General features: G+C 64.3%; 25 protein-coding genes. 15 read left to right on the forward strand and 10 right to left on the reverse strand.

The window, feature by feature from the left end; genetic code table 11:
* The first annotated feature begins 63 nt into the window (after positions 1 to 63).
* On the forward strand, positions 64 to 1,203 hold the full coding sequence (nadA, locus tag AB3X86_RS14740; RefSeq protein ID WP_368596676.1) for a quinolinate synthase NadA: 1,140 nt from the start codon (positions 64 to 66) through the stop codon (positions 1,201 to 1,203).
* Positions 1,203 to 2,126, forward strand: a complete 924-nt coding sequence (gene nadC, locus AB3X86_RS14745) for a carboxylating nicotinate-nucleotide diphosphorylase (protein ID WP_368596517.1) — start codon at positions 1,203 to 1,205, stop codon at positions 2,124 to 2,126. The genes nadA and nadC overlap by 1 nt, the downstream gene beginning before the upstream one ends.
* Before the next feature lie 126 nt (positions 2,127 to 2,252).
* On the opposite strand, the gene nadB is transcribed toward nadC, so the two are convergent.
* From nadB to radC, 4 genes are all read right to left on the reverse strand, one after another.
* Positions 2,253 to 3,851 (reverse strand): L-aspartate oxidase, encoded by a 1,599-nt coding sequence (gene nadB, locus AB3X86_RS14750; protein ID WP_368596518.1) that lies wholly within the window; start codon positions 3,849 to 3,851, stop codon positions 2,253 to 2,255.
* 226 nt (positions 3,852 to 4,077) lie between these two features.
* Positions 4,078 to 4,245, reverse strand: a complete 168-nt coding sequence (gene rpmG / locus AB3X86_RS14755) for a 50S ribosomal protein L33 (protein ID WP_008919555.1) — start codon at positions 4,243 to 4,245, stop codon at positions 4,078 to 4,080.
* Between the two features lie 10 nt (positions 4,246 to 4,255).
* Positions 4,256 to 4,489, reverse strand: coding sequence for a 50S ribosomal protein L28 (rpmB, locus tag AB3X86_RS14760; protein WP_006050117.1), 234 nt, complete (start codon positions 4,487 to 4,489; stop codon positions 4,256 to 4,258).
* Between the two features lie 210 nt (positions 4,490 to 4,699).
* Complete coding sequence (gene radC, locus AB3X86_RS14765; RefSeq protein ID WP_368596519.1) at positions 4,700 to 5,602, reverse strand: DNA repair protein RadC; 903 nt, start codon at positions 5,600 to 5,602, stop codon at positions 4,700 to 4,702.
* A gap of 209 nt (positions 5,603 to 5,811) precedes the next feature.
* Between radC and AB3X86_RS14770 the strand changes: the two genes are divergently transcribed.
* The 7 genes from AB3X86_RS14770 to AB3X86_RS14800 all read left to right on the forward strand — a co-directional run bounded on the left by AB3X86_RS14770 (position 5,812) and on the right by AB3X86_RS14800 (position 12,884).
* Entirely contained in the window at positions 5,812 to 6,267 is a 456-nt protein-coding gene (locus AB3X86_RS14770; RefSeq protein ID WP_062128641.1) for a peptidylprolyl isomerase, read from the forward strand.
* Between the two features lie 2 nt (positions 6,268 to 6,269).
* On the forward strand, positions 6,270 to 7,229 hold the full coding sequence (gene ispH / locus AB3X86_RS14775; RefSeq protein ID WP_176385394.1) for a 4-hydroxy-3-methylbut-2-enyl diphosphate reductase: 960 nt from the start codon (positions 6,270 to 6,272) through the stop codon (positions 7,227 to 7,229).
* Between the two features lie 543 nt (positions 7,230 to 7,772).
* Positions 7,773 to 8,975 carry a branched-chain amino acid ABC transporter substrate-binding protein gene (locus AB3X86_RS14780; protein WP_368596520.1) on the forward strand — a complete coding sequence of 401 codons (1,203 nt, stop codon included), beginning with the start codon at positions 7,773 to 7,775 and terminating at the stop codon, positions 8,973 to 8,975.
* Between the two features lie 228 nt (positions 8,976 to 9,203).
* Positions 9,204 to 10,154 (forward strand): branched-chain amino acid ABC transporter permease, encoded by a 951-nt coding sequence (locus AB3X86_RS14785; RefSeq protein ID WP_176105253.1) that lies wholly within the window; start codon positions 9,204 to 9,206, stop codon positions 10,152 to 10,154.
* Positions 10,155 to 10,180: 26 nt separating this feature from the next.
* Positions 10,181 to 11,350, forward strand: coding sequence for an ABC transporter ATP-binding protein (locus tag AB3X86_RS14790; protein WP_368596521.1), 1,170 nt, complete (start codon positions 10,181 to 10,183; stop codon positions 11,348 to 11,350).
* 20 nt (positions 11,351 to 11,370) lie between these two features.
* Complete coding sequence (locus AB3X86_RS14795; RefSeq protein ID WP_027198609.1) at positions 11,371 to 12,162, forward strand: ABC transporter ATP-binding protein; 792 nt, start codon at positions 11,371 to 11,373, stop codon at positions 12,160 to 12,162.
* Positions 12,162 to 12,884, forward strand: a complete 723-nt coding sequence (locus AB3X86_RS14800) for an ABC transporter ATP-binding protein (RefSeq protein ID WP_176105255.1) — start codon at positions 12,162 to 12,164, stop codon at positions 12,882 to 12,884. The genes AB3X86_RS14795 and AB3X86_RS14800 overlap by 1 nt, the downstream gene beginning before the upstream one ends.
* A gap of 133 nt (positions 12,885 to 13,017) precedes the next feature.
* On the opposite strand, the gene AB3X86_RS14805 is transcribed toward AB3X86_RS14800, so the two are convergent.
* From AB3X86_RS14805 to AB3X86_RS14820, 4 genes are all read right to left on the reverse strand, one after another.
* Complete coding sequence (locus AB3X86_RS14805) at positions 13,018 to 13,311, reverse strand: GYD domain-containing protein (RefSeq protein ID WP_176105256.1); 294 nt, start codon at positions 13,309 to 13,311, stop codon at positions 13,018 to 13,020.
* A 256-nt stretch (positions 13,312 to 13,567) separates the two neighbouring features.
* Positions 13,568 to 14,041, reverse strand: a complete 474-nt coding sequence (locus AB3X86_RS14810) for a GNAT family acetyltransferase (protein ID WP_368596522.1) — start codon at positions 14,039 to 14,041, stop codon at positions 13,568 to 13,570.
* Between the two features lie 19 nt (positions 14,042 to 14,060).
* Entirely contained in the window at positions 14,061 to 15,245 is a 1,185-nt protein-coding gene (locus AB3X86_RS14815) for an acetylornithine transaminase (protein ID WP_368596523.1), read from the reverse strand.
* Between the two features lie 313 nt (positions 15,246 to 15,558).
* Positions 15,559 to 16,590: a CDP-6-deoxy-delta-3,4-glucoseen reductase gene (locus AB3X86_RS14820; RefSeq protein WP_176124446.1), complete on the reverse strand. Its 1,032-nt coding sequence runs from the start codon at positions 16,588 to 16,590 to the stop codon at positions 15,559 to 15,561.
* Positions 16,591 to 16,684: 94 nt separating this feature from the next.
* Between AB3X86_RS14820 and AB3X86_RS14825 the strand changes: the two genes are divergently transcribed.
* Positions 16,685 to 17,716, forward strand: coding sequence for an NAD-dependent epimerase/dehydratase family protein (locus tag AB3X86_RS14825; protein WP_368596524.1), 1,032 nt, complete (start codon positions 16,685 to 16,687; stop codon positions 17,714 to 17,716).
* A gap of 113 nt (positions 17,717 to 17,829) precedes the next feature.
* Here AB3X86_RS14825 and AB3X86_RS14830 read toward each other — a convergent pair whose 3' ends face one another.
* Together AB3X86_RS14830 and AB3X86_RS14835 are read right to left on the reverse strand one after the other, a co-directional pair.
* Positions 17,830 to 18,018: a hypothetical protein gene (locus AB3X86_RS14830; RefSeq protein WP_176381179.1), complete on the reverse strand. Its 189-nt coding sequence runs from the start codon at positions 18,016 to 18,018 to the stop codon at positions 17,830 to 17,832.
* Positions 18,019 to 18,185: 167 nt separating this feature from the next.
* Complete coding sequence (locus tag AB3X86_RS14835; protein WP_368596525.1) at positions 18,186 to 18,896, reverse strand: pseudouridine synthase; 711 nt, start codon at positions 18,894 to 18,896, stop codon at positions 18,186 to 18,188.
* Between the two features lie 94 nt (positions 18,897 to 18,990).
* Between AB3X86_RS14835 and AB3X86_RS14840 the strand changes: the two genes are divergently transcribed.
* The 5 genes from AB3X86_RS14840 to gsiB all read left to right on the forward strand — a co-directional run bounded on the left by AB3X86_RS14840 (position 18,991) and on the right by gsiB (position 26,172).
* On the forward strand, positions 18,991 to 20,256 hold the full coding sequence (locus tag AB3X86_RS14840; protein ID WP_368596526.1) for an MFS transporter: 1,266 nt from the start codon (positions 18,991 to 18,993) through the stop codon (positions 20,254 to 20,256).
* A gap of 215 nt (positions 20,257 to 20,471) precedes the next feature.
* On the forward strand, positions 20,472 to 21,530 hold the full coding sequence (locus AB3X86_RS14845) for a MurR/RpiR family transcriptional regulator (protein WP_368596527.1): 1,059 nt from the start codon (positions 20,472 to 20,474) through the stop codon (positions 21,528 to 21,530).
* Positions 21,527 to 22,516, forward strand: coding sequence for an isoaspartyl peptidase/L-asparaginase family protein (locus AB3X86_RS14850; RefSeq protein ID WP_368596528.1), 990 nt, complete (start codon positions 21,527 to 21,529; stop codon positions 22,514 to 22,516). The genes AB3X86_RS14845 and AB3X86_RS14850 overlap by 4 nt, the downstream gene beginning before the upstream one ends.
* A gap of 32 nt (positions 22,517 to 22,548) precedes the next feature.
* On the forward strand, positions 22,549 to 24,471 hold the full coding sequence (locus AB3X86_RS14855; RefSeq protein ID WP_368596529.1) for a dipeptide ABC transporter ATP-binding protein: 1,923 nt from the start codon (positions 22,549 to 22,551) through the stop codon (positions 24,469 to 24,471).
* A 138-nt stretch (positions 24,472 to 24,609) separates the two neighbouring features.
* Positions 24,610 to 26,172, forward strand: a complete 1,563-nt coding sequence (gene gsiB / locus AB3X86_RS14860) for a glutathione ABC transporter substrate-binding protein GsiB (protein WP_368596530.1) — start codon at positions 24,610 to 24,612, stop codon at positions 26,170 to 26,172.
* Positions 26,173 to 26,250: the final 78 nt, after the last annotated feature.

A 26,250-nucleotide genomic window follows, 5' to 3' on the forward strand; every position in this document is an offset into this window, starting at 1 on the left:
AAATGCATCGCGCGTGTTGCGCGAGTGGCAAGCCGCGGCGGCCAAGTGAGGGCAGAGGAGATGATGGAGCAGCAGGCGATCAGGACCGTCGAATTCGATCGGCCTCAGGCGCAGGGCACGACCTGCGGGATCGGGCAGGCGTGGGCGAAGGTGCCCGAGACGCCGTCCGCGGAAGAGAAGCGGGTGCTGAAGGCGCGCATCCGCGAATTGCTCAAGCGCGAGAAAGCGGTGCTGGTCGCGCATTATTATGTCGACGCCGAATTGCAGGAGCTCGCAGACGAAACCGGCGGTTGCGTGGCCGATTCGCTGGAAATGGCGCGCTTCGGGCGCGATCACGAAGCGCAGACGCTGGTGGTCGCGGGCGTGCGCTTCATGGGTGAGACCGCAAAAATTCTCAGTCCGGACAAGCGCATTCTCATGCCGGATCTGGACGCGACCTGTTCGCTCGACCTCGGCTGTCCGGCCGACGAGTTCTCGGCGTTCTGCGACGCACACCCGGACCGCACGGTGGTCGTGTACGCGAACACGAGCGCAGCCGTGAAGGCGCGCGCGGACTGGATGGTAACGTCGTCGATCGGGTTGGAGATCGTTGCCGATCTGCATGCGCGCGGCGAGAAGATCATCTGGGCACCGGACCGTCATCTCGGTAGCTACATCCAGGGCAAGACCGGCGCGGACATGCTGATGTGGCAGGGCTCATGCCTCGTGCACGACGAATTCAAGGGCATCGAGCTCGATCTGCTGCGCGCCGAATATCCGCACGCGAAGGTGCTCGTGCATCCGGAGTCGCCGGCCAACGTGGTCGCGCTGGCGGACGTCGTCGGCTCGACCACGCAGTTGATCGACGCTGCGCGGAAGCTCGACGCGACGCACTTCATCGTCGCGACCGACCTCGGCATCCTGCACAAGATGCAACTCGCCGCGCCCGGCAAGACGCTGATTGCCGCGCCGACGGCCGGCAACAGCGCGACCTGCAAGAGCTGCGCGCATTGCCCGTGGATGGCGATGAACGGCCTCGCGAATCTGGCCGATGTGCTCGAGCGCGGCCATAACGAGATCTTCGTCGATCGGGCGATCGGCGAGCGGGCGCGTCTGCCGATCGACCGTATGCTCGATTTCGCGGCGCGTCACAAGAAGCGCGTGCAGGCGAGCGGCGATCTCGCGCGCGACGCGCAACTCTATTCGAGCGTGGGAGCAGCGTAATGACGGTGGTGCAGAAGGCGCCTGAGCCGGCAGTGGCGCGCGATGGGGCCAACGCAACATCGCCGCTTTTCGCCGAGATTCACGCGCAGTACGGCGAGGCGTTCGACGCTGCGCTCGCGCGCAACGTCGCCGATGCGCTCGCCGAAGATATCGGTAGCGGCGATCAGACCGGCCGCCTCGTGCCTGCCGATGACGTTCGCAACGCGCGCATCATCGTGCGCGAGGAAGCGGTGCTATGCGGCGTGCCTTGGTTCGACGCGGTGATGCGTGCGGTCGATCCGCGCATCGAAGTTCAATGGCGTTACCGCGAGGGCGACCGCATGAGCGCCGATACGACGGTCTGCGATCTGCGCGGGCCGGTACGCGCGCTGCTGACCGCCGAGCGTAACGCGATGAATTTCCTGCAGCTGCTGTCGGGCGTGGCAAGCGCAACCCGCCGCTATGTCGACGCGATTGCCCACACGAGCACCCGCGTTCTCGATACGCGCAAGACACTGCCGGGTTTGCGGCTCGCGCAGAAGTACGCGGTGCGCGTCGGTGGCGGTGCCAATCAGCGACTCGCGTTGTACGACGGCATTCTGATCAAGGAGAACCACATTGCGGCGGCCGGCGGAGTGGGTGCGGCGATGGACGCGGCTCTCGCGTTGAATGCGGGCGTGCCCATCCAGATCGAAGTCGAAACGCTCGAACAACTGGAAACCGCGCTCGCGCATCGGGCGGAGTCGATTCTGCTCGACAACTTCTCGTTCGCCGTGATGCGCGAGGCGGTTCGCGTCACGGCCGGGCGCGCGGTGCTCGAGGTGTCCGGCGGCGTCAATTTCGAGACCGTGCGCACGATCGCGGAGACGGGCGTGGATCGCGTGTCGATTGGTGCGCTTACCAAGGACGTGCGCGCGACCGACTACTCGATGCGAATCGTTTGAGCGTCGCGCGTCTTAGCGCATCGATCGACGCCCATGACGACTGAACAAGGTCATTGCCGGAGTTTGCCGGCAATGGCCTTGTTATTTGCGGCGTCGTTTCAGCGTATGCGCTTCGGCGCGATGCCATCAGGCATTCGGCCTGCGGACATACTTTGGCGTGAGCACCGTCGGCAGCGCCTTGGGCAATGTGGCCGGCCAGTCGCGACTGAAATGCAGGCCGCGGCTTTCGCGCCGCGAGCGCGCGCCGTCCACGATCAGGGACGCCACGTCGACCAGATTGCGCAGCTCCAGCAGATCGCGGCTTACCTTGAAGTTCGCGTAGTACTCGTGGATTTCGTCGCGCAACAGCGCGAGCCGGTGCTTCGCGCGCTCGAGCCGTTTGTCGGTGCGCACGATGCCGACGTAGTTCCACATCAGCCGGCGCAGTTCGTCCCAGTTGTGCGCGACCACCACTTCCTCGTCCGGATCGGACACGCGGCTTTCGTCCCAAGCCGGCAGCGGCGCGTGCACGGCGGCGGCGAAGCCTTCCGCTTCGATCGCCTCGGCAGCGGCGCGGCCGATCACGAGGCATTCGAGCAGCGAATTGCTGGCCAGCCGGTTCGCGCCGTGCAGGCCGGTGCAGGACGTTTCGCCGACCGCGTAGAGACCCGCGAGGTCGGTGCGCCCCGCCAGATCGGTGACGACGCCGCCGCACGTGTAATGCGCGGCCGGCACCACCGGAATCGGCTCTTTCGTGATGTCGATGCCGAACTCGAGGCAACGGGCGAGGATCGTCGGGAAATGCCCGTGCAGGAACGCGGCCGGCTGGTGGCTGATGTCGAGGTACACGCAGTCGATACCGCGTTTCTTGATCTCAAAGTCGATCGCCCGCGCGACGATATCGCGCGGCGCAAGCTCCGCGCGCTCGTCGTGATTGGGCATGAAGCGTGTGCCGTCGGGCAGCTTCAGAATGCCGCCTTCGCCGCGCACTGCTTCCGAAATCAGGAACGACTTCGCGTACGGGTGAAACAGGCACGTCGGGTGGAACTGGATGAATTCCATGTTCGCCACGCGACAGCCGGCGCGCCATGCCATCGCGATGCCGTCGCCGGTCGCGGTGTCGGGGTTGGTCGTGTACAGGTACACCTTGCCCGCGCCGCCGGTCGCGAGCACCGTATGCGGCGCTTCGATCGTAACGGTGCGGCCGCTTTGCAGATCGAGTGCATACAGACCATGGCAGCGGCGGCCGGGTAGGCCGAGGCGTTCGGACGTAATCAGGTCGATCGCGTGATGATCTTCGAACAGCGTGATGTTCGGATGATGCTGCACCTGCTCGCTGAGCGTGGCGACGACCGCATGGCCGGTCGCGTCGGCCGCGTGAATGATTCGGCGATGGCTATGGCCGCCTTCGCGCGTCAGATGAAAGCCCAGCTCGGCGGCGTCGTCTTTCGTGAATGGCACGCCCTGTTCGATCAGCCATTCGATCGCATCGCGCCCATGCTCGACGATAAAGCGCGTCGCAGCCTCGTCGCACAGACCGCCACCCGCGATCAGCGTGTCGCGCACGTGATTTTCGACGCTGTCCGCGGAATCCAGCACCGCGGCGATACCGCCTTGCGCCCAGTCGCTCGCGCCCTCGGTGAGCGATCGCTTGGCGATCACAGCAACGCGCCGTGTCTGCGCCAGGTTGAGCGCGACGCTCAAACCAGCCAGACCGCTACCGACAATCGCCACATCGAATTCCATTACCCACATCTCCGTCTTTCATTTTGCGATGACGGCGTGCGAACCGCACGCCGCGAAAACGACAAAGGATACGCGCCACGACGCACTAGCGAAAGCAGGCCGAACGGAATAGGGCGATTTGCGCGGGCATTGCTGCGCTATCGCGATGCCCGCCCAAAAACAAAAAAGCCTCGCACGGATGCGAGGCTTTTCATGTTTTTGCCTTTGTCAGGCTGGAGAGCCAAGATTACTTGATCTTGGTTTCCTTGTAGTCAACGTGCTTGCGGATGACCGGATCAAATTTCTTGATCAGCATCTTTTCCGGCATGTTGCGTTTGTTCTTCGTGGTCGTGTAGAAGTGACCCGTGCCTGCGGTCGATTCCAGCTTGATCTTGTCGCGTGCGCCTTTCGCCATGATTTACTCCTTAGGCTTCACCGCGTGCGCGCAGGTCTGCGAGCACAGCGTCGATACCGTTCTTGTCGATCAGGCGCAGACCGGCGTTCGAAATACGCAGACGCACCCAACGGTTTTCGCTTTCCACCCAGATACGGCGGCTTTGCAGGTTCGGCAGGAACCGGCGCTTGGTCTTGTTGTTCGCGTGGGAAACGTTGTTGCCGCTCATCGGCGCTTTCCCAGTTACTTGGCATACGCGTGCCATGAGAGCACTCCTAATACGCTAATTCTGAGTTCGAACGCCGTGAAAGTTTCCCGAAAAGAGCCGCGCTGAGAGTGTGCGAACTTGCGCCGAATTTGCATCGAGGCACTTCGCTACCACAGCCGCCTGACCTTTGCGGAACGCCTTGATGGCTTCGGAACAGGGGGTTGGAAATAGGCAAACCGGAATTCTAGCAGAAAAAAAGCCGCAAAATCAAACCTTATTTGCGACGCGGGGCACGGCGCCCTGCGGTGGCTCTTCCGCTTCCCGCGCTCCAGCAGGCTTGCGTGCGAGCTCCGGCCAGCCGGCGCGGGCGAACGAGTATACGCTGTCCGCGCCGATCACCAGATGATCGATCAGCTGCACATCGACGAGCGCGAGCGCGTCGCGCAGTGTCTGCGTGAGGCGGCAGTCGCTCGCGCTCGGCTCGACGGCGCCGGACGGATGATTGTGCGCAACGATCAGGCTGGCCGCGTTCGCGGCGAGCGCCCGCCGCACGATCTCGCGTGGATACACCGCCATCCGCGTGAGCGAGCCGCGCGCGCTTTCCTCGCAGCGGATCAGCCGATGCCGCGCGTCCAGAAATAGCGACACGAACACCTCCTGCGGCTGTCCGCCGATCAGAAGGCGCAGATAACTTTCGACCGCTTCGGGCGAATTCATCAGCTGGCGCTTGCGCATCTTGTCCACGAGGGAGCGGCGCGCCATTTCCATGATCGCGAGCAATTGCGCCTTTTTTGCAGGGCCAATGCCGCGAATGCCATCGAAATCCTGATAAGTCGCGTCGAGCATCGCGCGCAGTGAGCCGAAGCGATCGAGCAGCGTCCGCGCGACGCTGAACACGTCGTGACCGGGCAGGCCGGAGCCGAGCACGAGCGCGATCATTTCGGTGTCCGACAGCACGTCGGGGCCCTGGTCGATCAGTCGCTCGCGCGGCATGTCGCGCCGGAGCCATTTGCCCCGGAACAGTTGCCGCCGGCTGCGGACCGCCGAGTCGGCGGTATCTGAGGGAGTCCTGGCCGAGCGATTGGAGGCGGCTTTCGCGCCGCCCGTGGCGCGTGGTCGCGCCTTCTTTGCCGCAGGTGTTTCGTCGATTGTGCTGGCGAAATCAGCCATATATAGAGTCCTCCGCGTAAGATTGACGGCGCACACGCGGCGCAACGCGCCGGAGTGCCGGGCCACCCGCACGCGCGACGGACTCAAGCCGGCGCCCGCTAGGTGGCTTACAATAGACGCTTTGCGCACGGCACCCCGACGGTTTGCCACACGCGTCGACTGCGCCCGCGGCGCACGCGTGCAGCGCGCTTCGACTGAGCGAGCATTGCATGAGCATCATCGATATTTCCGAGGTGAAACCCGGTTCACACGTCACGCTGCATTACCGGCTTTCCCTTGCCGATGGCGCCGAAGTGATCAACACGTTCAACGACAAGCCGGCCACGTTGCTGCTCGGTGCAGGTCAACTGGCGCCGCCGCTGGAAGATATTTTGCTGGGTTTGAAGGTGGGCCACCATTCGACCTTTCAGCTAGCGCCGGGTCAGGCGTTCGGCCCACGCAATCCGGATCTGATCCAGCGCGTGTCCCTCGCCACGCTGCGGGAGAACAGCATGATCGGCGAGGATTTTTCCCCGGGTGACCTGGTCGAATTCAACGCGCCGGGCGGCGGGCGCTACGCCGGCGTGCTGAAGGAAGTCGGCGAAACGTCCGCCCTGTTCGATTTCAATCACCCCCTTGCTGGCCAGGCGCTGGCGTTTGAAGTGAAAATCATCGGGATTTTGTAAACATGAGCATCACGGATACGACTCTTGCCGAAGCGGAGATCCTGCTGGCCCAGCCACGCGGTTTCTGCGCCGGCGTCGACCGGGCGATCGAGATCGTCGAGCGAGCCATCAAGCTGTATGGCTCACCGATCTACGTGCGTCACGAAATCGTCCATAACGCCTATGTGGTCGAAGACCTGCGCAAGAAGGGTGCGATCTTCATCGAGAACCTGGAGGAAGTGCCGGCTGGCAACACGGTGATCTTCAGCGCGCATGGCGTGTCGAAGGCCGTGCGTTCGGAGGCGGAGTCACGCGGGCTGCGGGTATACGACGCGACCTGTCCGCTCGTGACCAAGGTGCATATCGAAGTCGCCAAAATGCGCCAGGACGGTTTCGACATCGTGATGATCGGCCACAAGGGCCACCCGGAAGTGGAAGGCACGATGGGTCAAGCGGCCGAGGGCATGCATCTGGTCGAGGACATCGAAGACGTGCAGGCGCTGCAGCTCGCCGATCCAGAGCGGATCGCGTTCGTCACCCAAACCACGCTGTCGGTCGACGACGCCGCCGAAATCATCGGCGCGCTGAAGGCCAAGTATCCGTCCATCCGTGAGCCGAAGAAGCAGGACATCTGCTACGCCACGCAGAATCGCCAGGACGCCGTGAAGTTCATGGCGCCGAAGTGCGACGTCGTGATCGTCGTCGGCAGTCCGAATAGCTCGAATTCGAACCGCTTGCGCGAGCTCGCCGAGAAGCTGGGCGTACCGGCCTACATGGTCGATTCGCCCGATCAGATCGATCCGGTCTGGGTGGAGGGCAAGCGCCGCATCGGTGTGACCGCCGGTGCGTCGGCGCCCGAGGTGCTCGCCCAGGCAGTGATCGCGCGTCTGCGTGAACTGGGTGTGCGCAACGTGCGCGCGCTCGAAGGCATCGAGGAAAACATCGCGTTTCCGCTGCCGCGCGGGCTCGGTCTGCCAGCCTGACAATCCGTTAGCATCGCTGAAAGGAAAGCGCGCCCTCGGGCGCGCTTTTTTATGGCGCGAGTCCATGCGGTCACTGAGAAAATTAGGTGCCGGATCGAACGAATTCCCACGTTTCAGTGCTCTCGCGCACAAACTATTTTGAATTGTGATCGGGTGTTTTATTGATTTTCGAGCGATGCGCCCCCGTTTTAAGCTAGGCAAAGCGCTTAAGACGAATTAATCATGCACTGAATTGGTGCTCTTGCCGCGCGTGGGATAAAAGGACATATCCGACGCAAGCCCCGGCCTAGCCGGCATTCACGCCGAGGGACCGCAACACTTGATGCCATCGGGCTCGGCGACGGTGCAACTGATGCACGCAAACGGATCGCAACCGGGTTGCTCTTTTTCGCGGATTTTGCTTTCAATATCAGGTTGCAATGCAGGAAAACCCCACCGGTTCAACAATATTGCCACCCGCATAATTGGAGTTACAATGCGCGCGTTCTCAAGGCCTTGAGGTCCTGGACAGTGGATTTTGCAAGGCGCAGGAGACCTTACTTGATGCGAGTCAAATTTGCTTACGCCGTGTCCATCGCGGCCGCGGTTGCGATGCTGACCGCGTGCGGCAGGAAACAGGACGGCGAAGCGGGAGCGGGCGCATCGGCGGCTTCGTCCGCTACGCTCGCCGCCGGGAGCGAAGCGACTATCGTAAAGATTGGTCACGCGGCCCCGTTGACGGGCGGCATCGCGCACCTGGGCAAGGACAACGAAAATGGGGCGCGCCTCGCGGTCGAGGAAATCAATGCGCAGGGTCTGACGATCGACGGTCGCAAGATCCAGCTGCAACTCGACGCGCAGGACGATGCGGCGGACCCGAAAGCGGGCACCGCCGTCGCGCAGAAGCTGGTGGACGATCACGTGGTCGCGGTGATCGGGCACCTGAACTCCGGGGTCTCGATTCCGGCTTCGAAGATCTATAGCGACGCGAGCATCGTGCAAATCTCGCCGTCGTCGACAAATCCGGCCTACACGCAGCAGGGGTTCAAGACGACTTATCGAGTGGTCGCGACCGACGCGCAGCAGGGTCCGGCGCTCGCCAATTACGCGACGAAGGCGCTGGGCGCCAAACGCATCGCGATCGTGGACGATGCGACCGCCTACGGCAAAGGTCTCGCGGACGAATTCGCGAAGACCGCCGAGGCGAGCGGCGCGAAGATCGTCGCGCGGGAGGCGACGAACGACAAGGCCACGGATTTCCGGGCCATTCTCACGAAGATCAAGAGTGTTCAGCCGGACGCGATTATGTTCGGCGGCATGGACGCGACGGGCGGGCCGTTTACGAAGCAGGCGGCGGCGCTCGGTATCAGGGCAAAAATCCTTGGCGGCGACGGTGTGTGTACCGACAAGGTAGGTGAGCTGGCGGGTACCGCCGTGCAAAACCTGGTCTGTTCGGAAGCAGGACTCGCGCTTTCGAAAATGACCAATGGAGCGGACTTCGAAAAGAAGTACGAGGACCGCTTCCACACGCCGGTGCAGATTTACGCGCCGTTCACGTATGACGCTGTGTACGTGATCGTCGATGCAATGAAGCGCGCTAATTCGATCGAGGCGCCCAAGGTGCTGGCTGCGATGCCTTCGACCGATTACAACGGGGTAATCGGCCACATCGCGTTCGACGACAAGGGTGATTTGAAAGAGGGCGCCATTACACTTTACGACTTCAAGGACGGCAAGAAAGCAGTGCTCGACGTCGTAAAGATGTGATGACGGGAAGTTCGGCCTGACGGCACCGACACCATCCAACGGTGCCGTTTTTGCATCCGCCCAAGGGGAGCTCGCGACCGCATCACGGTCGTCAAGGCAAGCCGGCAGCGGATAACCCTTACCGGTCTTTTACATCAGTACCCGCAGTGCCGTTGAGATTCGTAGTGCATCACCGCCCACCGGCAGATGAAAAACGCGAATCCAGTCGCACGGGCTAAGGAGCAATAAATGGATATCTTCATCCAGCAGATCCTGAATGGACTGGTGCTTGGCAGTGTCTACGCCATCATCGCACTGGGCTACACGATGGTTTACGGCATTCTGGGCATCATCAACTTCGCTCACGGCGATGTGTTGATGGTGGGCGCGATGGTTGCGCTCTCCGCCATAGGTGTGCTGCAGAACCACTTCCCCGGCCTCGGCAACGTGCTGACGCTGGTCATCGCGCTGCTCATCGCGGCGGCGGTCTGCGCGGTGGTCGGCTACACGATCGAACGCGTGGCCTACCGGCCGTTGCGCCGCGCACCGCGTCTCGCGCCGCTGATCACCGCGATCGGTGTGTCGATTCTGCTGCAGACGCTCGCGATGATGATCTGGTCGCGCAATCCGCTGCCGTTCCCGCAGCTGTTGCCCACTGACCCGATCAACGTGATCAAGGCCACCGACACGACGCCCGGCGCCGTGATCTCGATGACCGAAATCGTGATCATCGTGGTGGCGTTCATCGTGATGGGCGGCCTGCTGCTGCTCGTGCATAAGACCAGGCTCGGCCGCGCGATGCGCGCGATCGCCGAGAATCCGAACGTCGCGAGCCTGATGGGTGTGAGCCCGAACTTCGTGATTTCGGCGACCTTCATGATCGGCTCGGCGCTCGCGGCGCTCGCCGGCGTGATGATCGCGTCCGAATACGGCAACGCGCACTTCTACATGGGCTTCATCCCTGGCCTGAAGGCCTTTACCGCGGCGGTGCTCGGCGGTATCGGCAATCTCGGCGGCGCGATGGTCGGCGGCGTGCTGCTCGGCCTGATCGAGCAGTTGGGCGCCGGCTATATCGGCAACCTCACGGGCGGCGTGTTCGGTAGTAACTACCAGGACGTGTTCGCGTTCATCGTGCTGATCGTCGTGCTCGTGTTCCGTCCGTCGGGTCTGCTCGGCGAACGTGTCGCGGATCGCGCCTGATCCCGGGCCACAAGGAGTCAACAATCATGACCTCAATTCAACCGATCGAGCCGTCCACAACGCTCATCCCCGAAAAGAACCGCACGAAGACGCTGACCATCGGCATCCTTACGGCGATCTTCGTGATCGCCGCGCCGATGATCATCGGCGCGGCGGGCGGCAACTACTGGGTCCGCGTGCTCGACTTCGCGATGCTGTACGTGATGCTCGCGCTGGGCCTGAACGTGGTGGTGGGCTTTGCCGGCCTGCTCGACTTGGGCTACATCGCGTTCTACGCGATCGGTGCCTACACGGCCGCGCTGCTGAGCTCGCCGCACCTGTCGACGCAATTCGAATGGATCGCGGCGCTCGCGCCGCACGGTTTGAACGTGCCGATCTGGATCATCGTGCCGATCGCGATGTCGCTGGCCGCGATGTTCGGGATTCTGCTCGGCGCGCCGACGCTGCGGCTGCGTGGCGACTACCTGGCGATCGTGACCCTCGGCTTCGGGGAAATCGTGCGGATCTTCATGAACAACCTCGACCGTCCGGTGAATATCACCAATGGGCCGAAGGGGATCACCGGGATCGCTCCGGTGCAGATCGGCGGCTTCAGCTTCGCGCAGTCGCACTCGCTGTTCGGCATGCAGTTCCCGGCGGTGTACCTGTACTACTACCTGTTCGTGCTGTGCGCGCTGTTCGTAATCTGGACGTGTACGCGTCTGCAGCATTCGCGTATCGGCCGCGCGTGGGCCGCGATCCGCGAAGATGAAATTGCCGCCAAGGCGATGGGCATCAACACCCGCAACGTGAAGCTGCTCGCGTTCGCGATGGGCGCGTCGTTCGGAGGCTTGTCGGGCGCAATGTTCGGTGCGTTCCAGGGCTTCGTGTCGCCGGAATCGTTCACGTTCTGGGAATCGGTCGTGGTGCTCGCCTGTGTGGTGCTCGGCGGCATGGGCCACATTCCCGGCGTGATTCTCGGCGCGGTGCTGCTCGCTGTGTTCCCCGAGTTCCTGCGTTCCACGATGGGTCCGCTGCAGAACATGATCTTCGGCCATGAAGTCGTCGATACCGAAGTGATCCGTCAGCTGCTGTACGGTCTGGCGATGGTCGTGATCATGCTGTATCGCTCGGAAGGCCTGTGGCCCGCGCCGAAGCACGAAGACAAGATTGCGAAGCTGGCGAAGCGTAGCGGCAAGAAGCCGGTGCGCGCATAAGGTCCGGTGGAGAAAAAGACATGAGCGATAACGTAAGCAACAACGCGGCGATCCGTCTGTCGGTGAAGGGCGTCAACAAGCGCTTCGGCGGTTTGCAGGCGCTTTCCGAGGTCGGCCTGCAGATCCGCGCGGGTGAAATCTACGGTCTGATCGGCCCGAACGGCGCCGGCAAGACGACCTTCTTCAACGTGATCACGGGTCTGTACACGCCGGATTCGGGCGAGTTCAAGCTCGACGGCGAGAACTACACGCCGACCGCGGTCTATCAGGTCGCGAAGGCGGGCATTGCGCGCACGTTCCAGAACATTCGCCTGTTCGGCGGCATGACCGCGCTCGAAAACGTGATGGTCGGCCGTCATGTGCGCACCAAACACGGTCTGCTCGGCGCGGTATTCCAGACCCCGGCCGAACGCCAGGAAGAGCGCGAGATCAAGGAGCGCGCGCTCGAACTGCTCGACTACGTCGGCATCACGCAGTACGCGGACTACACGTCGCGCAACCTGTCGTATGGCCACCAGCGTCGTCTGGAGATCGCGCGTGCGCTGGCGACCGATCCGAAGCTACTCGCGCTCGACGAACCGGCGGCCGGCATGAACGCCACCGAAAAGGTCGAGCTGACCAAGCTGCTCGACAAGATCCGCGCGGACGGCAAGACGATTCTGCTGATCGAACACGACGTGAAGCTCGTGATGGGCCTGTGCAACCAGATGACGGTGCTCGACTATGGCAAGGTGATCGCACAGGGTCTGCCGCAGGACGTGCAGAAGGATGCGAAGGTGATCGAAGCTTATCTGGGTGCGGGGGTCCACTGATGTCCACGACGCAAGCAATGTTGAAAATCAAGGGCCTGCAGGTCAACTACGGCGGCATCCAGGCGGTCAAGGGCGTCGACCTCGAAGTCGGGCAGGGCGAACTCGTCACGCTGATCGGCGCGAACGGCGCGGGCAAGACCACGACGATGAAGGCGATCACCGGCCTGAAGGCGTACGCGGCCGGCGACATCGAGTACATGGGCCAGTCGATCAAAGGCCTGCCCGCGCACGAGCTGCTCAAGCGCGGTCTCGCGATGGTGCCGGAAGGTCGCGGCATCTTCGCGCGTATGTCGATCGTCGAGAACATGCAGATGGGCGCGTATCTGCGCAACGATGCCGACGGTATCAAGTCGGACGTCGAGCGCATGTTCGGCTTCTTCCCGCGTCTGAAGGAGCGCGCCTCGCAATACGCGGGCACGCTGTCGGGCGGTGAGCAGCAGATGCTCGCGATGGCGCGCGCGATCATCTCGCGTCCGAAACTGCTGCTGCTCGACGAACCGTCGATGGGTCTGTCGCCGATCATGGTCGAGAAGATCTTCGAAGTGGTGCGCTCGATTTCCGCTGAAGGTATGACGGTGCTGCTCGTCGAGCAGAACGCGCGTCTCGCGCTGCAGGCGGCCAATCGCGGCTACGTGATGGACTCCGGTCTGATCACGATGTCGGGCGACGCGAAACAGATGCTCGACGATCCGAAGGTTCGGGCCGCTTACTTGGGTGAATGAGTGGGTGAACGAGTCGGTGAATAAGTAGCTGATGAGTTGGACGTGTGCCGTTTTCTCGCACACCTCCTTCTTGCAACGCGCCTCACGATGCAACATCGTGCGGCGCGTTTTTTCTTGCTGGCCCGTGCGTGAATTATGGGAGTTTCCCGATAACCGCACTGATTTCGTCTTTGGTGAACGCACGCAGTGTTTGCGAGCGGACATTGCCGGCCGAGCCGAGCGCGAAGCCGAAGGCAAGGAAGCTCTGCTCGTCTGCCGCTTCGACGACCGAGACAATGTCGTATTCCCCCAAGGTCCAGTAGATCTGCTTCATCTCGCAGCCAAAAGTTTTCGCCATCTCCGCCGTCTGCCCGGCTCGCTGCGCTGTGTTCTTGATCGCGCGGATCCCCTGATCCGTGAATTGCAGGAGCACCACATAAGTCGCCATGAAGATTCCCCTTAGGATTCAAACGCGTTGGGACTCGGATGCATGAGCCGCCGCGGGGAGCGTCGCGAACCGCCGCGAACGTCTCATCCAGCCCGGCGTCGTCTCTTGCGTAAACGATTCTAGGCAATCCGTCTGCCCGCCATCTGCTATTTGTCCGAATTCGCCGATATGTGCGCCGCACGTGAGAGAACCATGAAAAAGGCCGCATGCGCCAACCAGCGCATGCGGCCTTCTTTAATCAGGTGTACGACGCGAATCAACTCGCCGGGGCTGCGTCCGCGTATTGGCCGAGCCGCTTGCCGAGGCTGATCACCGCATCGGCGCGATAGCCGAGCGCATCGTAGAACGCGCGCACTTCAGCCGACGCCGACGACAATACCTGCAAGTTCAGCTTCGGACAACCAAGCTTCGTCAGCTCGCTCTCGACGTGCGCGACGAGCCGCGTGCCGATGCCATGACGTCGCAGCGATGCGTCGACCGCAAGCGAATACAGCCAGCCGCGGTGTCCGTCATAGCCGCCCATCACGGTGCCGACGATGCGGCCATCGAGCACCGCGACGAGGAACAGCTCCGGTTGCGTCGCGAGCTTGTTCGCGATCGACAGACGCGGATTGCGCTGCGGTCGCGTCACGTCGCGATATTCGGGAAACACCTGCTGCCATAGCGCGATCACCGCTTCGGTATCGCTCGCGTCGAAGCGGCGGATCGACAGCGTCGTGTTCGTCGTCATCGGTGCGCTCCGTGGCTGATTACAGCGAGTCGAGAACCGAGCGCAGCATCGCCAGCATCTGGTCGATCTCTTCGGTCGTCACGTTCAGCGCCGGCATGAAGCGCAGCAGGTTCGGACGTGCGGCGTTCAGCAGCACGCCGTCGGGCTGCATTTCGCGCGCCTTCTCGACAATCTGGTTGCCGATGTCCTTGCCGAGCAGCAGCGCGCGCAGCAGACCCTCGCCGCGCTCGCCCTGGAAGCCGCGTTCCTCGGACAGCTCGAGCAGCTTCGTGCGCAGATATTCGCCGCGCGAGCGCACGCCTTCGAGGAAGCCCGGCGCCGTCAGCTGCGAGATCACCGAGTAGCCGACCGCCGTCATCAGCGGATTGCCGTTGTAGGTGCCACCCTGGTCGCCCGCTTCGAACACGGCGATTTCCGCCTTCGACAGCAGCGCCGCGAGCGGCACGCCGCCGCCGATGCCCTTGCCGAGCGTCATGATGTCCGGCTCGATGCCCGACAGCTGATACGCGAACAGCGTGCCGGCGCGACCGCAGCCGCTTTGCACTTCATCGACGATCAGCAGAATGTTGTGCTTTTTCGTCAGCTCGCGCAGTTGCTGCATGAATTCGCGGGTTGCGGGAATTACGCCGCCTTCGCCCTGGATCGGCTCCAGCATCACCGCGACGGTTTTCGCGTTGATCAGCTTTTCCACCGACGCGATGTCGTTCAGGTCCGCCTTCGGGAAGCCCGGCACCTGCGGTGCGTAGATCGTGTCCCAGCCCGGCTTGCCGCTGGCCGACATCGTCGCGAGCGTGCGGCCGTGGAAGCTGTGGTCGAATGTGATGATCTCGAACGCGCCGTCCTTGAACTTCCGGCCCCACTTGCGCGCGAGCTTGATCGCGCCTTCGTTCGCCTCGGCGCCGCTGTTCGCGAAGAACACCTTGTCGAAGCAGCTGTGCTGCGTGAGCAGACCCGCGAGCTTCGCCATCGGCTCGTTGTAGAACGCCGGCGACGGGTTGATCAGCAGCTTGGCCTGGCTGTTCAGCGCTTCGATCATGCCGTCGTTGCAGTGGCCGAGGCTGTTGACTGCCCAGCCCTGAATGAAATCCAGGTAGCGCTTGCCGTTGTTGTCGTAAATCCACGAGCCTTTGCCGTGCGTGAAAACGATTTCGGGCCGGTTCGTGATGTACATCAGCGAATCGATTGGATACTCATTGAAATTCATGTCGGCAGGCTCCAGGCAAAGGGTAAGAGCAGGGTGAAGAAACGGTGACGGTTTGGCCAATAAAAACGGCGGCCGGAAAAACAGAAAAGCCACGGCATGCCGTGGCTTTCATGATTCGAACAGCTTGCGCCCAGGTTGGTGTGTGGCGCGAGTCCGTGACGAAGCCAGCGGCGTCCCTAGGGGAGCGGCGAGCGGCGACGTCGGAGTTCGGACTGGAGGCGGTTCATGCGCGAAAGAATACGATAAGAAAAGCACCGGTGTAAACCATGAATTTGCACTGGTGCTGCATCGGGGCGAAATTGCCGGCGTGCAATCAGACCGCGTTCGCGAGATCGGCCGCGCTCGTGAACGAGTCCGCGTAGAACTCGTCTTCCGGCAGCTGGTGATGCTGCGTGAAGTCGCGCAGCGCCGATTCGACCATCACCGGCGCGCCGCATGCGTACACCTGGTAGGCCGACAGATCGGGCAGATCCTCGATCACCGCGCGATGCACGAAGCCCGTGCGGCCCGTCCATGCGTCGCCCGCATCGGGCTCGGAGAGCACCGGCACGAACTTGAAGTTCGGAATCTCGCGCGCCCATTGTTCGGCGAGTTCGAGCAGATAGAGGTCTTTCTTGCGGCGCGCGCCCCAGTAGAGCGTCATGGGGCGCGTGATGTTCTTGAACACCGCATGCTCGACGATCGCCTTCAGAGGCGCGAAGCCGGTGCCCGATGCGAGCAGCACGATCGGCTTGTCCGAATCTTCGCGTAGGAAGAACGTGCCGAGCGGCGCTTCGAAGCGCAGGATGTCGCGCTCCTTCATCGTGCTGAACACGTGATCGGTGAACGCACCGCCGGGCATATGGCGGATGTGCAGCTCGATCGGGCCTTCGACGTGCGGCGCATTCGCCATCGAATAGCTGCGGCGCTTGCCGTCCTTCAGGATGAATTCGAGGTACTGGCCGGCCAGATATTGCAGGCGCTCGTTCGCGGGCAGTTGCAGCTTCACGACGATCACGTCGTCGGCCTTGCGCTCGATCGCGTTCACGCGACACGGCAGCTTCTTGACCTGCACGTCGCCGACGCCGGCCACTTCGCGGATGTCGACTTCGAGATCTGAGCACGCGGTCGCGCAGCACAGGAGCGCCATGCCGCGGGTCTTTTCGTCGTTCGACAGCGCCGACGACGAGTGCGCGCGCTGTTCGACCTCGCCGCTTACGACCGTGCCCTTGCACGAACCGCACGCGCCGTTCTTGCAGCCGTACGGCAGGCCGATGCCTTGCCGCAGGGCTGCGGAGAGCACCGGTTCGTCCTGTTCTACCTGAAACTGCCGGCCGGTTTGCCGGAGCGTGACGTTAAATGCCATAAAGTGTTCGGAATCGAAAAAACGGAATCGAAATCGGACCCGCCGGATCAACCGCGCGGTACCTGTTGCGTGTGACCGCTACAATGCGCCCACCATGAAAGCGACACGAAATTTCCGCCGGCCGCGCGTGCTGATCGTAGGATGCGGCGACGTCGGCATGCGCTGCGTGCCTCTGTTGCGGCCGCGCGCGCATGTCTTCGCATTGACCAGCCACGCCGCGCGCTGCGACGAGTTGCGTGCCGCGGGCCTGACGCCGCTCGTCGGCGATCTCGACGTGCGCCGCAGCCTCAAACGGCTCGCGCGCCTCGCGCCGACGGTGCTGCATCTCGCGCCACCGCAGAAGTCCGGCGACGACGACCGGCGCACTCGCGCGCTGCTTGCGACGCTAGGTGCAGCGGGCCGCATGAACGCTAGCGCGGCGAGGCCGTCGGTCGCGCCGATCGCGCGGCTGCGCCGCGCGCGCGCTTCAAGTCTGGACGCTGAAACACCCGCTATTGTACCCGACGGGGTGTGCCAGGCCGGCGCTTCGCGGGCACCGGTGCGGGTCGTTTACGCAAGCACGACGGGCGTCTACGGAGATTGTGGCGGCGCGTGGATCGACGAAACACGCGCGATGCGGCCCGCGAATGCGCGCGCCAAACGTCGCGTGTCGGCCGAGCGGCAGTTGCGGCGCGCGACCGCGCGCGGCAGCGTCGCCGCGAGCATTGCGCGGATTCCGGGCATCTATGCGGCCAACCGCCTGCCGCTCGCGCGGCTCGAAAAAGGCACGCCGGCGCTCGTCGATGCCGACGACGTCTACACGAATCACATCCACGCCGACGACCTCGCCGCCATTCTCGTGCGTCTCGCCACGCATGGCCGCCCCGCGCGTGCGCTGCACGCGTCCGACGATTCGTCGCTGAAGATGGGCGAGTATTTCGACGCGGTCGCCGATGCGTTCGGGCTCGCGCGAGCGCCGCGCATCACGCGCGAGCAGGCGGAGCGGCAGATCGATCCGATGCTGCTGTCGTTCATGCGCGAGTCGCGCCGCCTTGTGAACCGGCGTCTGAAGGAGGAATTACGGGTACGTCTGCGCTATCCGAGCGTCGACGACTTCTTGCGCGAAGCGAAGGGGAAGGGCGGCTAGATAAACAACAGAAACAAAATGCCGCCTCGCGAGGCCACTTGGCCCCGCAGAAATAGCACCTGCGCCGCACCGCATCAATGCACCGCGCAAAACGAGCCGCGGTCCAACCGGCATCAGGTCAGCGTCGGCAGCACTTCCAGCAACAGGAAGCACAGCATGCCGCCGATCAACGCGCCGATCAGGTTCGGATGGTACTGGTGCCGCCGCCGCATGATGACCAGCAATCCGCCGACCAGCAGCAGCGCGAAGCAGATAAACGCGATCATCGCGCGCGAAAACGCCATCGTGCCGTCGATATGCATGGCGCCCCTCCTTGAAACCTTTGTAGTCGTTTGTTTAGACGAGTATAGGGCGACATGTAAGCAACGGCATGCTGCAATGCAGCGGCCTATGTGCGGTGCACCGCAATGCGCGCGGGCTTTCTTCGGCGCATCAAGGGCTTAGGTGGCGCTCACCGCGCGCTAGTCGTTTACCCGGCCCGCAGCGCGGCGAGGCCCGCTTCGTCGAGCCATTGCCATGCGCCTGGCGCGAGCGTCGCGGGCAGCGCGAGGCCGCCGATCCGCTCGCGATGCAGCGCCTCGCAGCGGTTGCCCGAGGCCGCGATCATCCGCTTGACCTGGTGGTATTTGCCTTCGAGCACGGTGAGCGCGAGCGTGTGAGTGTCGCGCGCCTGCGCGTCGAGCGCGGCGCTCGGTTTGGTCTCGCCGTGCAGCAGTACGCCGTCGCGCAGCGCGGCGAGCTGCGCGTCGTCAAGCGGATGGCGCGTGGTCGCGACGTAGAGCTTTGGCACCTTGCGTTTCGGCGACGTGAACTGATGCACGAACTTGCCGTCGTCGGAGAGCAGCAGGAGGCCCGTGGTGTCCTGGTCGAGACGGCCGACGCACTGCACGCCGCGCTCCGCGAACTGCGGCGGCAGCAGGCTGAACACGCTCAGATGATGCTGCGGATCGCGCGAGCATTCGTAGCCGACCGGCTTGTTCAGCAGCAGATACGCGTGCTCGCGATACGGCCACTCGACGCCGTCGACGCTAAAGCGCAACGCGCCGCTATCAACGGCGAAATCGGCGTCGGCATCGGTGCAGATGGCGCCGTCGATGCCGACGCGGCCGTCGCCGATCAGCGCGCGGCACTGGCGGCGCGAACCGAAACCTTGAGTAAAGAGGATGCTTTCGAGATTCATGGCGAGCGAAGAATAACACCGCAAGAACCGGAGCGCCCCGCAGGCCCCAAGCGCCGACGATGAATGCCTCACGTCACATCTCGGGAGTGCATCGATGTCCGCCACCACGTCTTCGTCGTCTTCGCCGTCCAACGCGCAACGGCTGCCCCGCGCCTTCCAGCGCCTCGCCTGGTCGAACCTGTGCGCGCAATCGGCCGAACAGATCAGCCTCGCCGCCGCGCCGCTCGTCGCGGTGTTCGCGCTAGGCGCGAACGCGCGCGATACCGGTCTGCTGCAAACCGCGCAGACGCTGCCCTTCCTGTTGCTGTCGATGCCGCTCGGCGTCTGGGCCGACCGCCGCTCGCGCCGCGTGCTGATGACGCTCGCCGAGAGCGTGCGGGTCTGCGCGATGCTGTGCGTGCTGCTGCTGGTGCTCACGCATGCGCTGAACCTGCCGCTGCTCGCCGCGCTCGGCTTCGTCGCGGCGACGGGCACGGTTGCCTACAACGTCGCGGCGCCTTCGCTGGTGCCGTCGATCGTGCCGCGCGAAGCCTATGCGAGCGCGAACGGCCGGCTCGAACTCGCGCGCAGCGTCGCGTATTCGGCGGGGCCGGCGCTGGGCGGCGTGCTGGTCGGCTGGATCGGCGCGGGCTGGGCGTATGGCGCCGCGGCGGGATTGTCGGCGCTCGCGGTCGCGTTGCTGGCGGGATTGTGCGAGCCGCCGCGCGCGGCTGCGCCGCGGCGGCACTTCATGCTGGAGTTGCGCGACGGCACCCGCTTCGTGCTGCGAGATCCGCTGCTGCTGCCGATCCTGCTGACCGCCGTGTTCTTCAACCTCGGCTTCTTCATCCTGCAGGCGGTCTATGTGCCGTACGCGGTGCATCGGCTCGGGCTCGACGCGTCGGCGGTCGGCGTGACGCTCGGCGCGTACGGCGTCGGCATGGTGTGCGGTGCGCTCGCGGCGCCCGCAGTCGCGCGGCGTGTGGCGTTCGGCCGTCTGCTGATCATCGGGCCGTCGTGCGGGCTGCTCGCGTCGCTCGCGATGGTCGCGACGCTCGTCGCGCCATCCTTTTGGCTCGCTCTCGCGAGTTTCTTCCTGCTCGGCGTGGGACCGATTCTGTGGGTCGTCGCCTCGACCACGCTGCGACAGGCGATCACGCCCGAACGAATGATCGGCCGCGTGTCCGCGCTGATCAGCACGGCGACCTTTGGCGCGCGGCCGGTGGGCGCGCTGCTGGGCGCTGCGCTCAGCGCGCGCTGGAGCATCGACGTGTGTCTGGTTGCGGCGGCGTTTGCGTTTCTCGTGCAGGCGTTGATCATCGTGATGTCGCCGGTGGCGCGGCTGACCGACATTCCCGAGCAGAGCGCGGCGGCGTGCTGAGCGCGGCGCCAAGCGCGCGCTGAAGCCTTCCAGGCGCCCCGATGAAAATTCATTTTCATCGGGGCGCAGCATATCGGGGATGCTGGATGCCCTTGTCCGAAGGGGTTTCGTCGGTGAAAACCCTCAAAGTATGAAAATGAATTTTTTTCGGCGCGAGTTTCATGTAAATATGTTTTCATCGAATCTACCTAGCCCAACCGCGCCTGTCCGCACGCATGATCCATCACTCGTCCGCTGTGTCGAACCCTGCCGAGCAGGCGATTGCCGCGCGCATCAGCGCCGCGATGCCGACGCTCACGCCGATCCACCAGCGCATGGGCGAGTACGTGCTCGCCAATCTGTTCCGCGCGGCGACGATGCGTATCGACGAACTCGCGAGCGTGGTCGGCGCATCGGTGGCGAGCGCGAATCGTTTTGCGCGCGCGCTCGGCTTCGACGGTTATCCGCAGTTTCGCGAGGCGCTCGTGCGCGGCTTCGAGGCGACGCTCGCGCCGGTCGAGCGGTTGCGCAGCGCGCAGGAAACGCTCGCGGCCGGTGACGACCTGATCGACGCGTCGCTCGAGCAGGCCGCCGACAATCTGCACGCAACGCGTACCTCGATCGATCGCGCGACCGCCGATGCCGCCGTCGATGCGATCATCGCCGCGCGCCGCGTATTCGTGATCGGCTTCGGCGCCAGCGCGTTTCTCGCGGGCCTGATGGAGCACGGCCTGCTGCCGTATCACGACAACGTGCATTCGCTTGCGCTGAGCGGCGGGCCGTCGCATGCGGCGCGGCACCTCGTGCGTTCCGGTGCGGGCGATCTCGTGATCGGCATCGCCTTTCCGCGCTATGTCGAAGACACGATCGAGCTTGCGCGCCGCGCGTCCGAACGCGGTGCGCGCGTGCTTGCGCTCACCGACGGTCCGCGCTCGCCGCTCGTGCGGTTCGCGGACCTGGCGCTGTATGTCCGCACCGACCGGCGTCTCGCGTCGAATGCCGATTCAGCCGTGCTCGCGGTCATCGAGGCGTTGTGCGACGCGGTCGCGTATCGCGCGCAACGCTCGGTCAAGGCGGCCGCCGAGGTCAGCGAGTTCGTACTGCCGTGGCTGCTCGATCCGCAGTCCGGCGCAGCCGGCGCCGCGCAGGAACCGGCGCGCGCCGCGAGTAAAGCCGCGCGCGCAAAGCCCAACGACAGCCAGGCCAAGGGCATCGAAGCAACGGATACCGAAGCAAAAGCCATCCCGGCAGTCCGCACTCTCCGAACCAACCGCACTCCACGATCCAAACGATGAACTCCAACGCAGTCATTGCCATTCACGGCGGGGCAGGGACGATCCTGCGCACGTCGATGTCGGCCAGCGCCGAAGCCGAATATCACGCGGCGCTCAACGCGGTACTGAGCGCCGGCCAGCGCGTGCTCGCCGACGGCGGCAGCGCGCTCGACGCGGTCAGTGAAGCGGTGCGGCTGCTTGAAGACTGCGCGCTCTTCAACGCGGGTCACGGCGCGGTCTACACGGCGGCCGGCACGCACGAGCTCGACGCCGCGATCATGGACGGCCGCACGCTCGACGCGGGCGCGATCTGCTGCGTGAAGCGCGTGCGCAATCCGGTTCTCGCCGCGCGCCGCGTGCTCGAGCGCAGCGACCACGTGCTGTTCACCGGCGAAGGCGCGGAAGCGTTCGCGGCCGCGCAGGGGCTCGAGTTCGTCGATAACAGCTACTTCGGTACCGACGCGCGCTATCGCCAATGGCAGCTCGCGCGCGAGCAGCAGCGTCCGATGCTCGATCACGACGCCGCGACGCTCGCGTCCGCGGCTTCAGGCAACGGCGACCCTATGCGGCACGAGCCGATCGATCCGAACCGCAAGTTCGGCACCGTCGGCGCGGTCGCGCTCGACCGTCACGGGCATCTCGCCGCCGCGACCTCGACGGGCGGCGTGACCAACAAGCAGGTGGGCCGTGTCGGCGACACGCCGCTGATCGGCGCCGGCTGCTACGCCGACGACGCGACCTGCGCGGTATCGACCACCGGCTCCGGCGAAATGTTCATGCGCATGGTCGCCGCCTACGACGTCGCCGCGCAGATGGCCTATCGCCAGGTGTCGCTCGAACAAGCCGCGCACGACGTCGTGATGAACCGCTTGCCGAAGATCGACGGACGCGGCGGACTCGTCGCCGTCGACGTGCACGGCAACGTCACGCTGCCGTTCAATACCGAAGGCATGTACCGCGGTTTCGCGCGGTTGGGCGAAGCGCCGGTGACGGCGATCTATCGCTAGGCGTCTGTCGAATTCAAAGCAAAGGAATCACCGTGCCGACTTCCTCGCACACCGCCAGTCCGCTCATCGAAACCCTGCCGCCGCAGCGCGTGCTCGCGGTCGAGGATCTGACGGTCGGGTTCCGCCGCGGCGACTCGACCTTCAACGCGGTCCGCAATCTGTCCTTTACGGTCGAGCGCGGCGAGACGCTCGCGATCGTCGGCGAATCGGGTTCCGGCAAGTCGGTCACGTCGCTGGCGCTGATGCGGCTGATCGAGCACGGCGGCGGGCGGCTTGCCGGCGGCAGCATCGCGTTCCGGCGGCGCGACGGCAGCGTGCTCGATCTCGCGAAGACGTCTTCCGGCACGATGCGCACGGTGCGCGGCGCCGACATCGCGATGATCTTCCAGGAGCCGATGACCTCGCTCAATCCGGTCTTCACGGTCGGCGACCAGATCAGCGAGGCGATCGCGCTGCACCAGGGCAAGAGCCGCGAGGCCGCGCGCGCCGAAACCTTGCGTCTGCTCGAACTCGTGCGGATTCCGGAGGCGAGGCGCGTCGCCGCGCGCTACCCGCATCAGCTGTCGGGCGGCATGCGCCAGCGCGTGATGATCGCCATGGCATTGTCGTGCAAGCCCGCGCTCTTGATCGCCGACGAGCCGACCACCGCGCTCGACGTGACGATCCAGGCGCAGATCCTGCAACTGATCCGCGGCTTGCAGGATGAGATGAACATGGGCGTGATCTTCATCACGCACGACATGGGCGTGGTCGCCGAAGTGGCCGACCGGGTCCTCGTGATGTATCGCGGCGAGAAGGTGGAGGAAGGCGCATCGGACGCGCTGTTCGCCGCGCCGTCGCATCCGTACACGAAGGCGCTGCTCGCGGCCGTGCCCCGGCTCGGCTCGATGCACGGCACCGATCGGCCCGCGCGCTTCCCGATCCTGACCGTCGAGCAGGCCGGCGCGAACGGCGCCGATGCCGCGGTGCAGCCAGCCGCCGCCGTCGCCGAAGAAGCGCAGCCGCCGGTGCGCGACGACACGCCGCCGATTCTGCGCGTGCGCGATCTGGTCACGCGCTTTCCGGTTCGCAGCGGCCTGTTCGGCCGCATGACGGGCCGCGTGCATGCGGTCGAAAAAGTCAGCTTCGATTTGCGGCCCGGCGAGACGCTCGCACTGGTCGGCGAGTCGGGCTGCGGCAAGTCGACCACGGGCCGCTCGCTGCTGCGGCTCGTCGAAAGTCAGAGCGGCTCGATCGAATTCGCTGGCAAGGAAATCAGCTCGCTGAGCGGGCCCGCGTTGCAGGCGCTGCGCCGCGATATCCAGTTTATTTTCCAAGACCCGTTCGCGTCGTTGAATCCGCGCTTGACCGTCGGCTTCTCGATCATGGAGCCGCTGCTCGTGCACGGCGTCGCGCAGGGTGCCGAAGCGCAGGCGCGCGTCGCGTGGCTGCTCGAGAAAGTCGGCTTGCCGGCCGAGGCCGCACGTCGCTATCCGCATGAGTTTTCCGGCGGGCAGCGTCAGCGTATCGCGATTGCGCGCGCGCTCGCGTTGAATCCGAAAGTCGTGATCGCCGACGAATCGGTGTCCGCGCTCGACGTCTCGGTGCAGGCGCAGATCGTCAATCTGATGCTCGATCTGCAGCGCGAACTCGGCGTCGCATATCTGTTCATTTCGCACGACATGGCCGTGGTCGAGCGCGTCAGTCATCGCGTCGCGGTGATGTATCTCGGCCAGATCGTCGAGATCGGTCCGCGTCGCGCGGTGTTCGAGGCGCCGCAGCATCCGTACACGAAAAAGCTGATGAGCGCGGTGCCGGTCGCCGATCCCGCGCGCCGTCACGCGAAACGCCTGCTTGCCGCCGACGATATTCCGAGCCCGATCCGCGCGCTGCACGACGAGCCGGTGGTCGCGCCGCTCGTCGCGGTGGGACCGGATCACTTCGTCGCTCAGCATCGCATCGGCGGCGCGTATTGAGCGAAGCGCCGCATCGCGTCGAAGCGGAAAGACCTGAAGCAAAACTGCAGCACCAGCAACCGCGGCACAAACCAACTGAAGCACGAGCCAACCATAAAGACCCTGTCACACCGTTAACTCGCAGCCTGGAGCAATCTCATGAACCTGCTGTTCCCGTCCTCTCCGTTTCGTTTGCGCGCGCTCGTCAGCGGCGGCGCGGTGGTGTTCGCGATGCTCGCGGGCAATCTGGCGCACGCCGAAACCACGGCCGTAATGGCCGTCGCGTCGACCTTCACGACGCTCGATCCGTACGACGCGAACGACACGCTGTCGCAGGCGGTCGCGAAATCGTTCTACCAGGGGCTGTTCGGCTTCGATAAGGACATGAAGCTCGTCAACGTGCTGGCCGACAGCTATGAGGCAAGCCCCGACGCGAGTGTCTATACGATCAAGCTGCGCCATGGCGTGAAGTTCCAGGACGGCACCGACTTCAATGCGGCCGCCGTGAAAGCGAACTTCGATCGCGTGACCGATCCGGCCAACAAACTGAAGCGCTACAACATGTTCAGCCGCATCGAGAAGACGGAAGTGGTCGATCCGTACACGGTGCGCGTCACGCTGAAGGCGCCGTTCTCGGCGTTCATCAACGTGCTCGCGCATCCGTCGGCGGTGATGATCTCGCCGGATGCACTCAAGAAGTACGGCAAGGACGTCGCGTTTCATCCGGTCGGCACGGGTCCGTTCGAACTCGTGAAGTGGGACCCGGCCGGCGACCTGACCGTGAAAAAGTTCGGCGGCTACTGGAAGAAGGGCTATCCGAAGATCGACGCGATCGACTGGAAGCCGGTCGTCGACAACAACACGCGCGCCGCGCTGATGCGCACCGGCGAAGCGGACTTCGCGTTCCAGGTGCCGTTCGAGCAGGCCGCGCAACTGCAGTCGAGCCCGAAGGTCGACCTGATCGCGGCGCCGTCGATCATCGAGCGCTACATCAGCATGAACATGAACCAGAAGCCGTTCGATAACCCGAAGGTGCGCCAAGCGCTGAACTACGCGGTCAACAAGGAAGCGCTGACGAAGGTCGCGTTCGCCGGTTACGCGACGCCGGCCGACGGCGTGGTGCCGGAAGGCGTCGACTATGCGGTCAAGCTCGGGCCGTGGCCGTACGATCCGGCGAAGGCGCGCGCACTGCTGAAGGAAGCGGGCTATCCGAACGGCTTCGAAACGACGCTGTGGTCCGCGTATAACTACTCGACCGCGCAGAAGGTGATCCAGTTCGTGCAGCAGCAACTCGCGCAGGTCGGCATCAAGGCGAGCGTCGAGGCGCTCGAAGCGGGTCAGCGCGTCGCCAAGGTCGAAAGCGCGCAGGATCCGGCGACCGCGCCGGTGCGCATGTACTACGCGGGCTGGTCGTCGTCGACCGGAGAGGCGGACTGGGCGATCAGCCCGCTGCTCGCGGGCTACTCGATGCCGCCGAAGATGGTCAACACGTCGTACTACAAGAGCGACGCGGTGGACAACGATCTGAAGCAGGCGCTCGAAACCACCGACCGCACGCAGAAGGCCGCGCTGTACGCCGACGCGCAGAAGCGCATCTGGGCCGACGCGCCGTGGATCTTCCTCGTCAAGGAGAAGGTCGTGTATGCGCGCAGCAAGCGTCTGTCGGGCGCTTACGTCGCGCCGGACGGCTCGTTCAACTTCGACGAGATCGCGATCAAGTGATGAGCTGACGAGGCGGCACACGTTTCGTCGTGGCCCGCCTCGTTTGCCGCTCATTCGCCGCTCATTTGCCGGACTGGT

It is taken from the genome of Paraburkholderia sp. BR14374 (assembly GCF_040948685.1).
In the GTDB taxonomy this organism is placed as follows: Bacteria; Pseudomonadota; Gammaproteobacteria; order Burkholderiales; family Burkholderiaceae; genus Paraburkholderia; species Paraburkholderia youngii.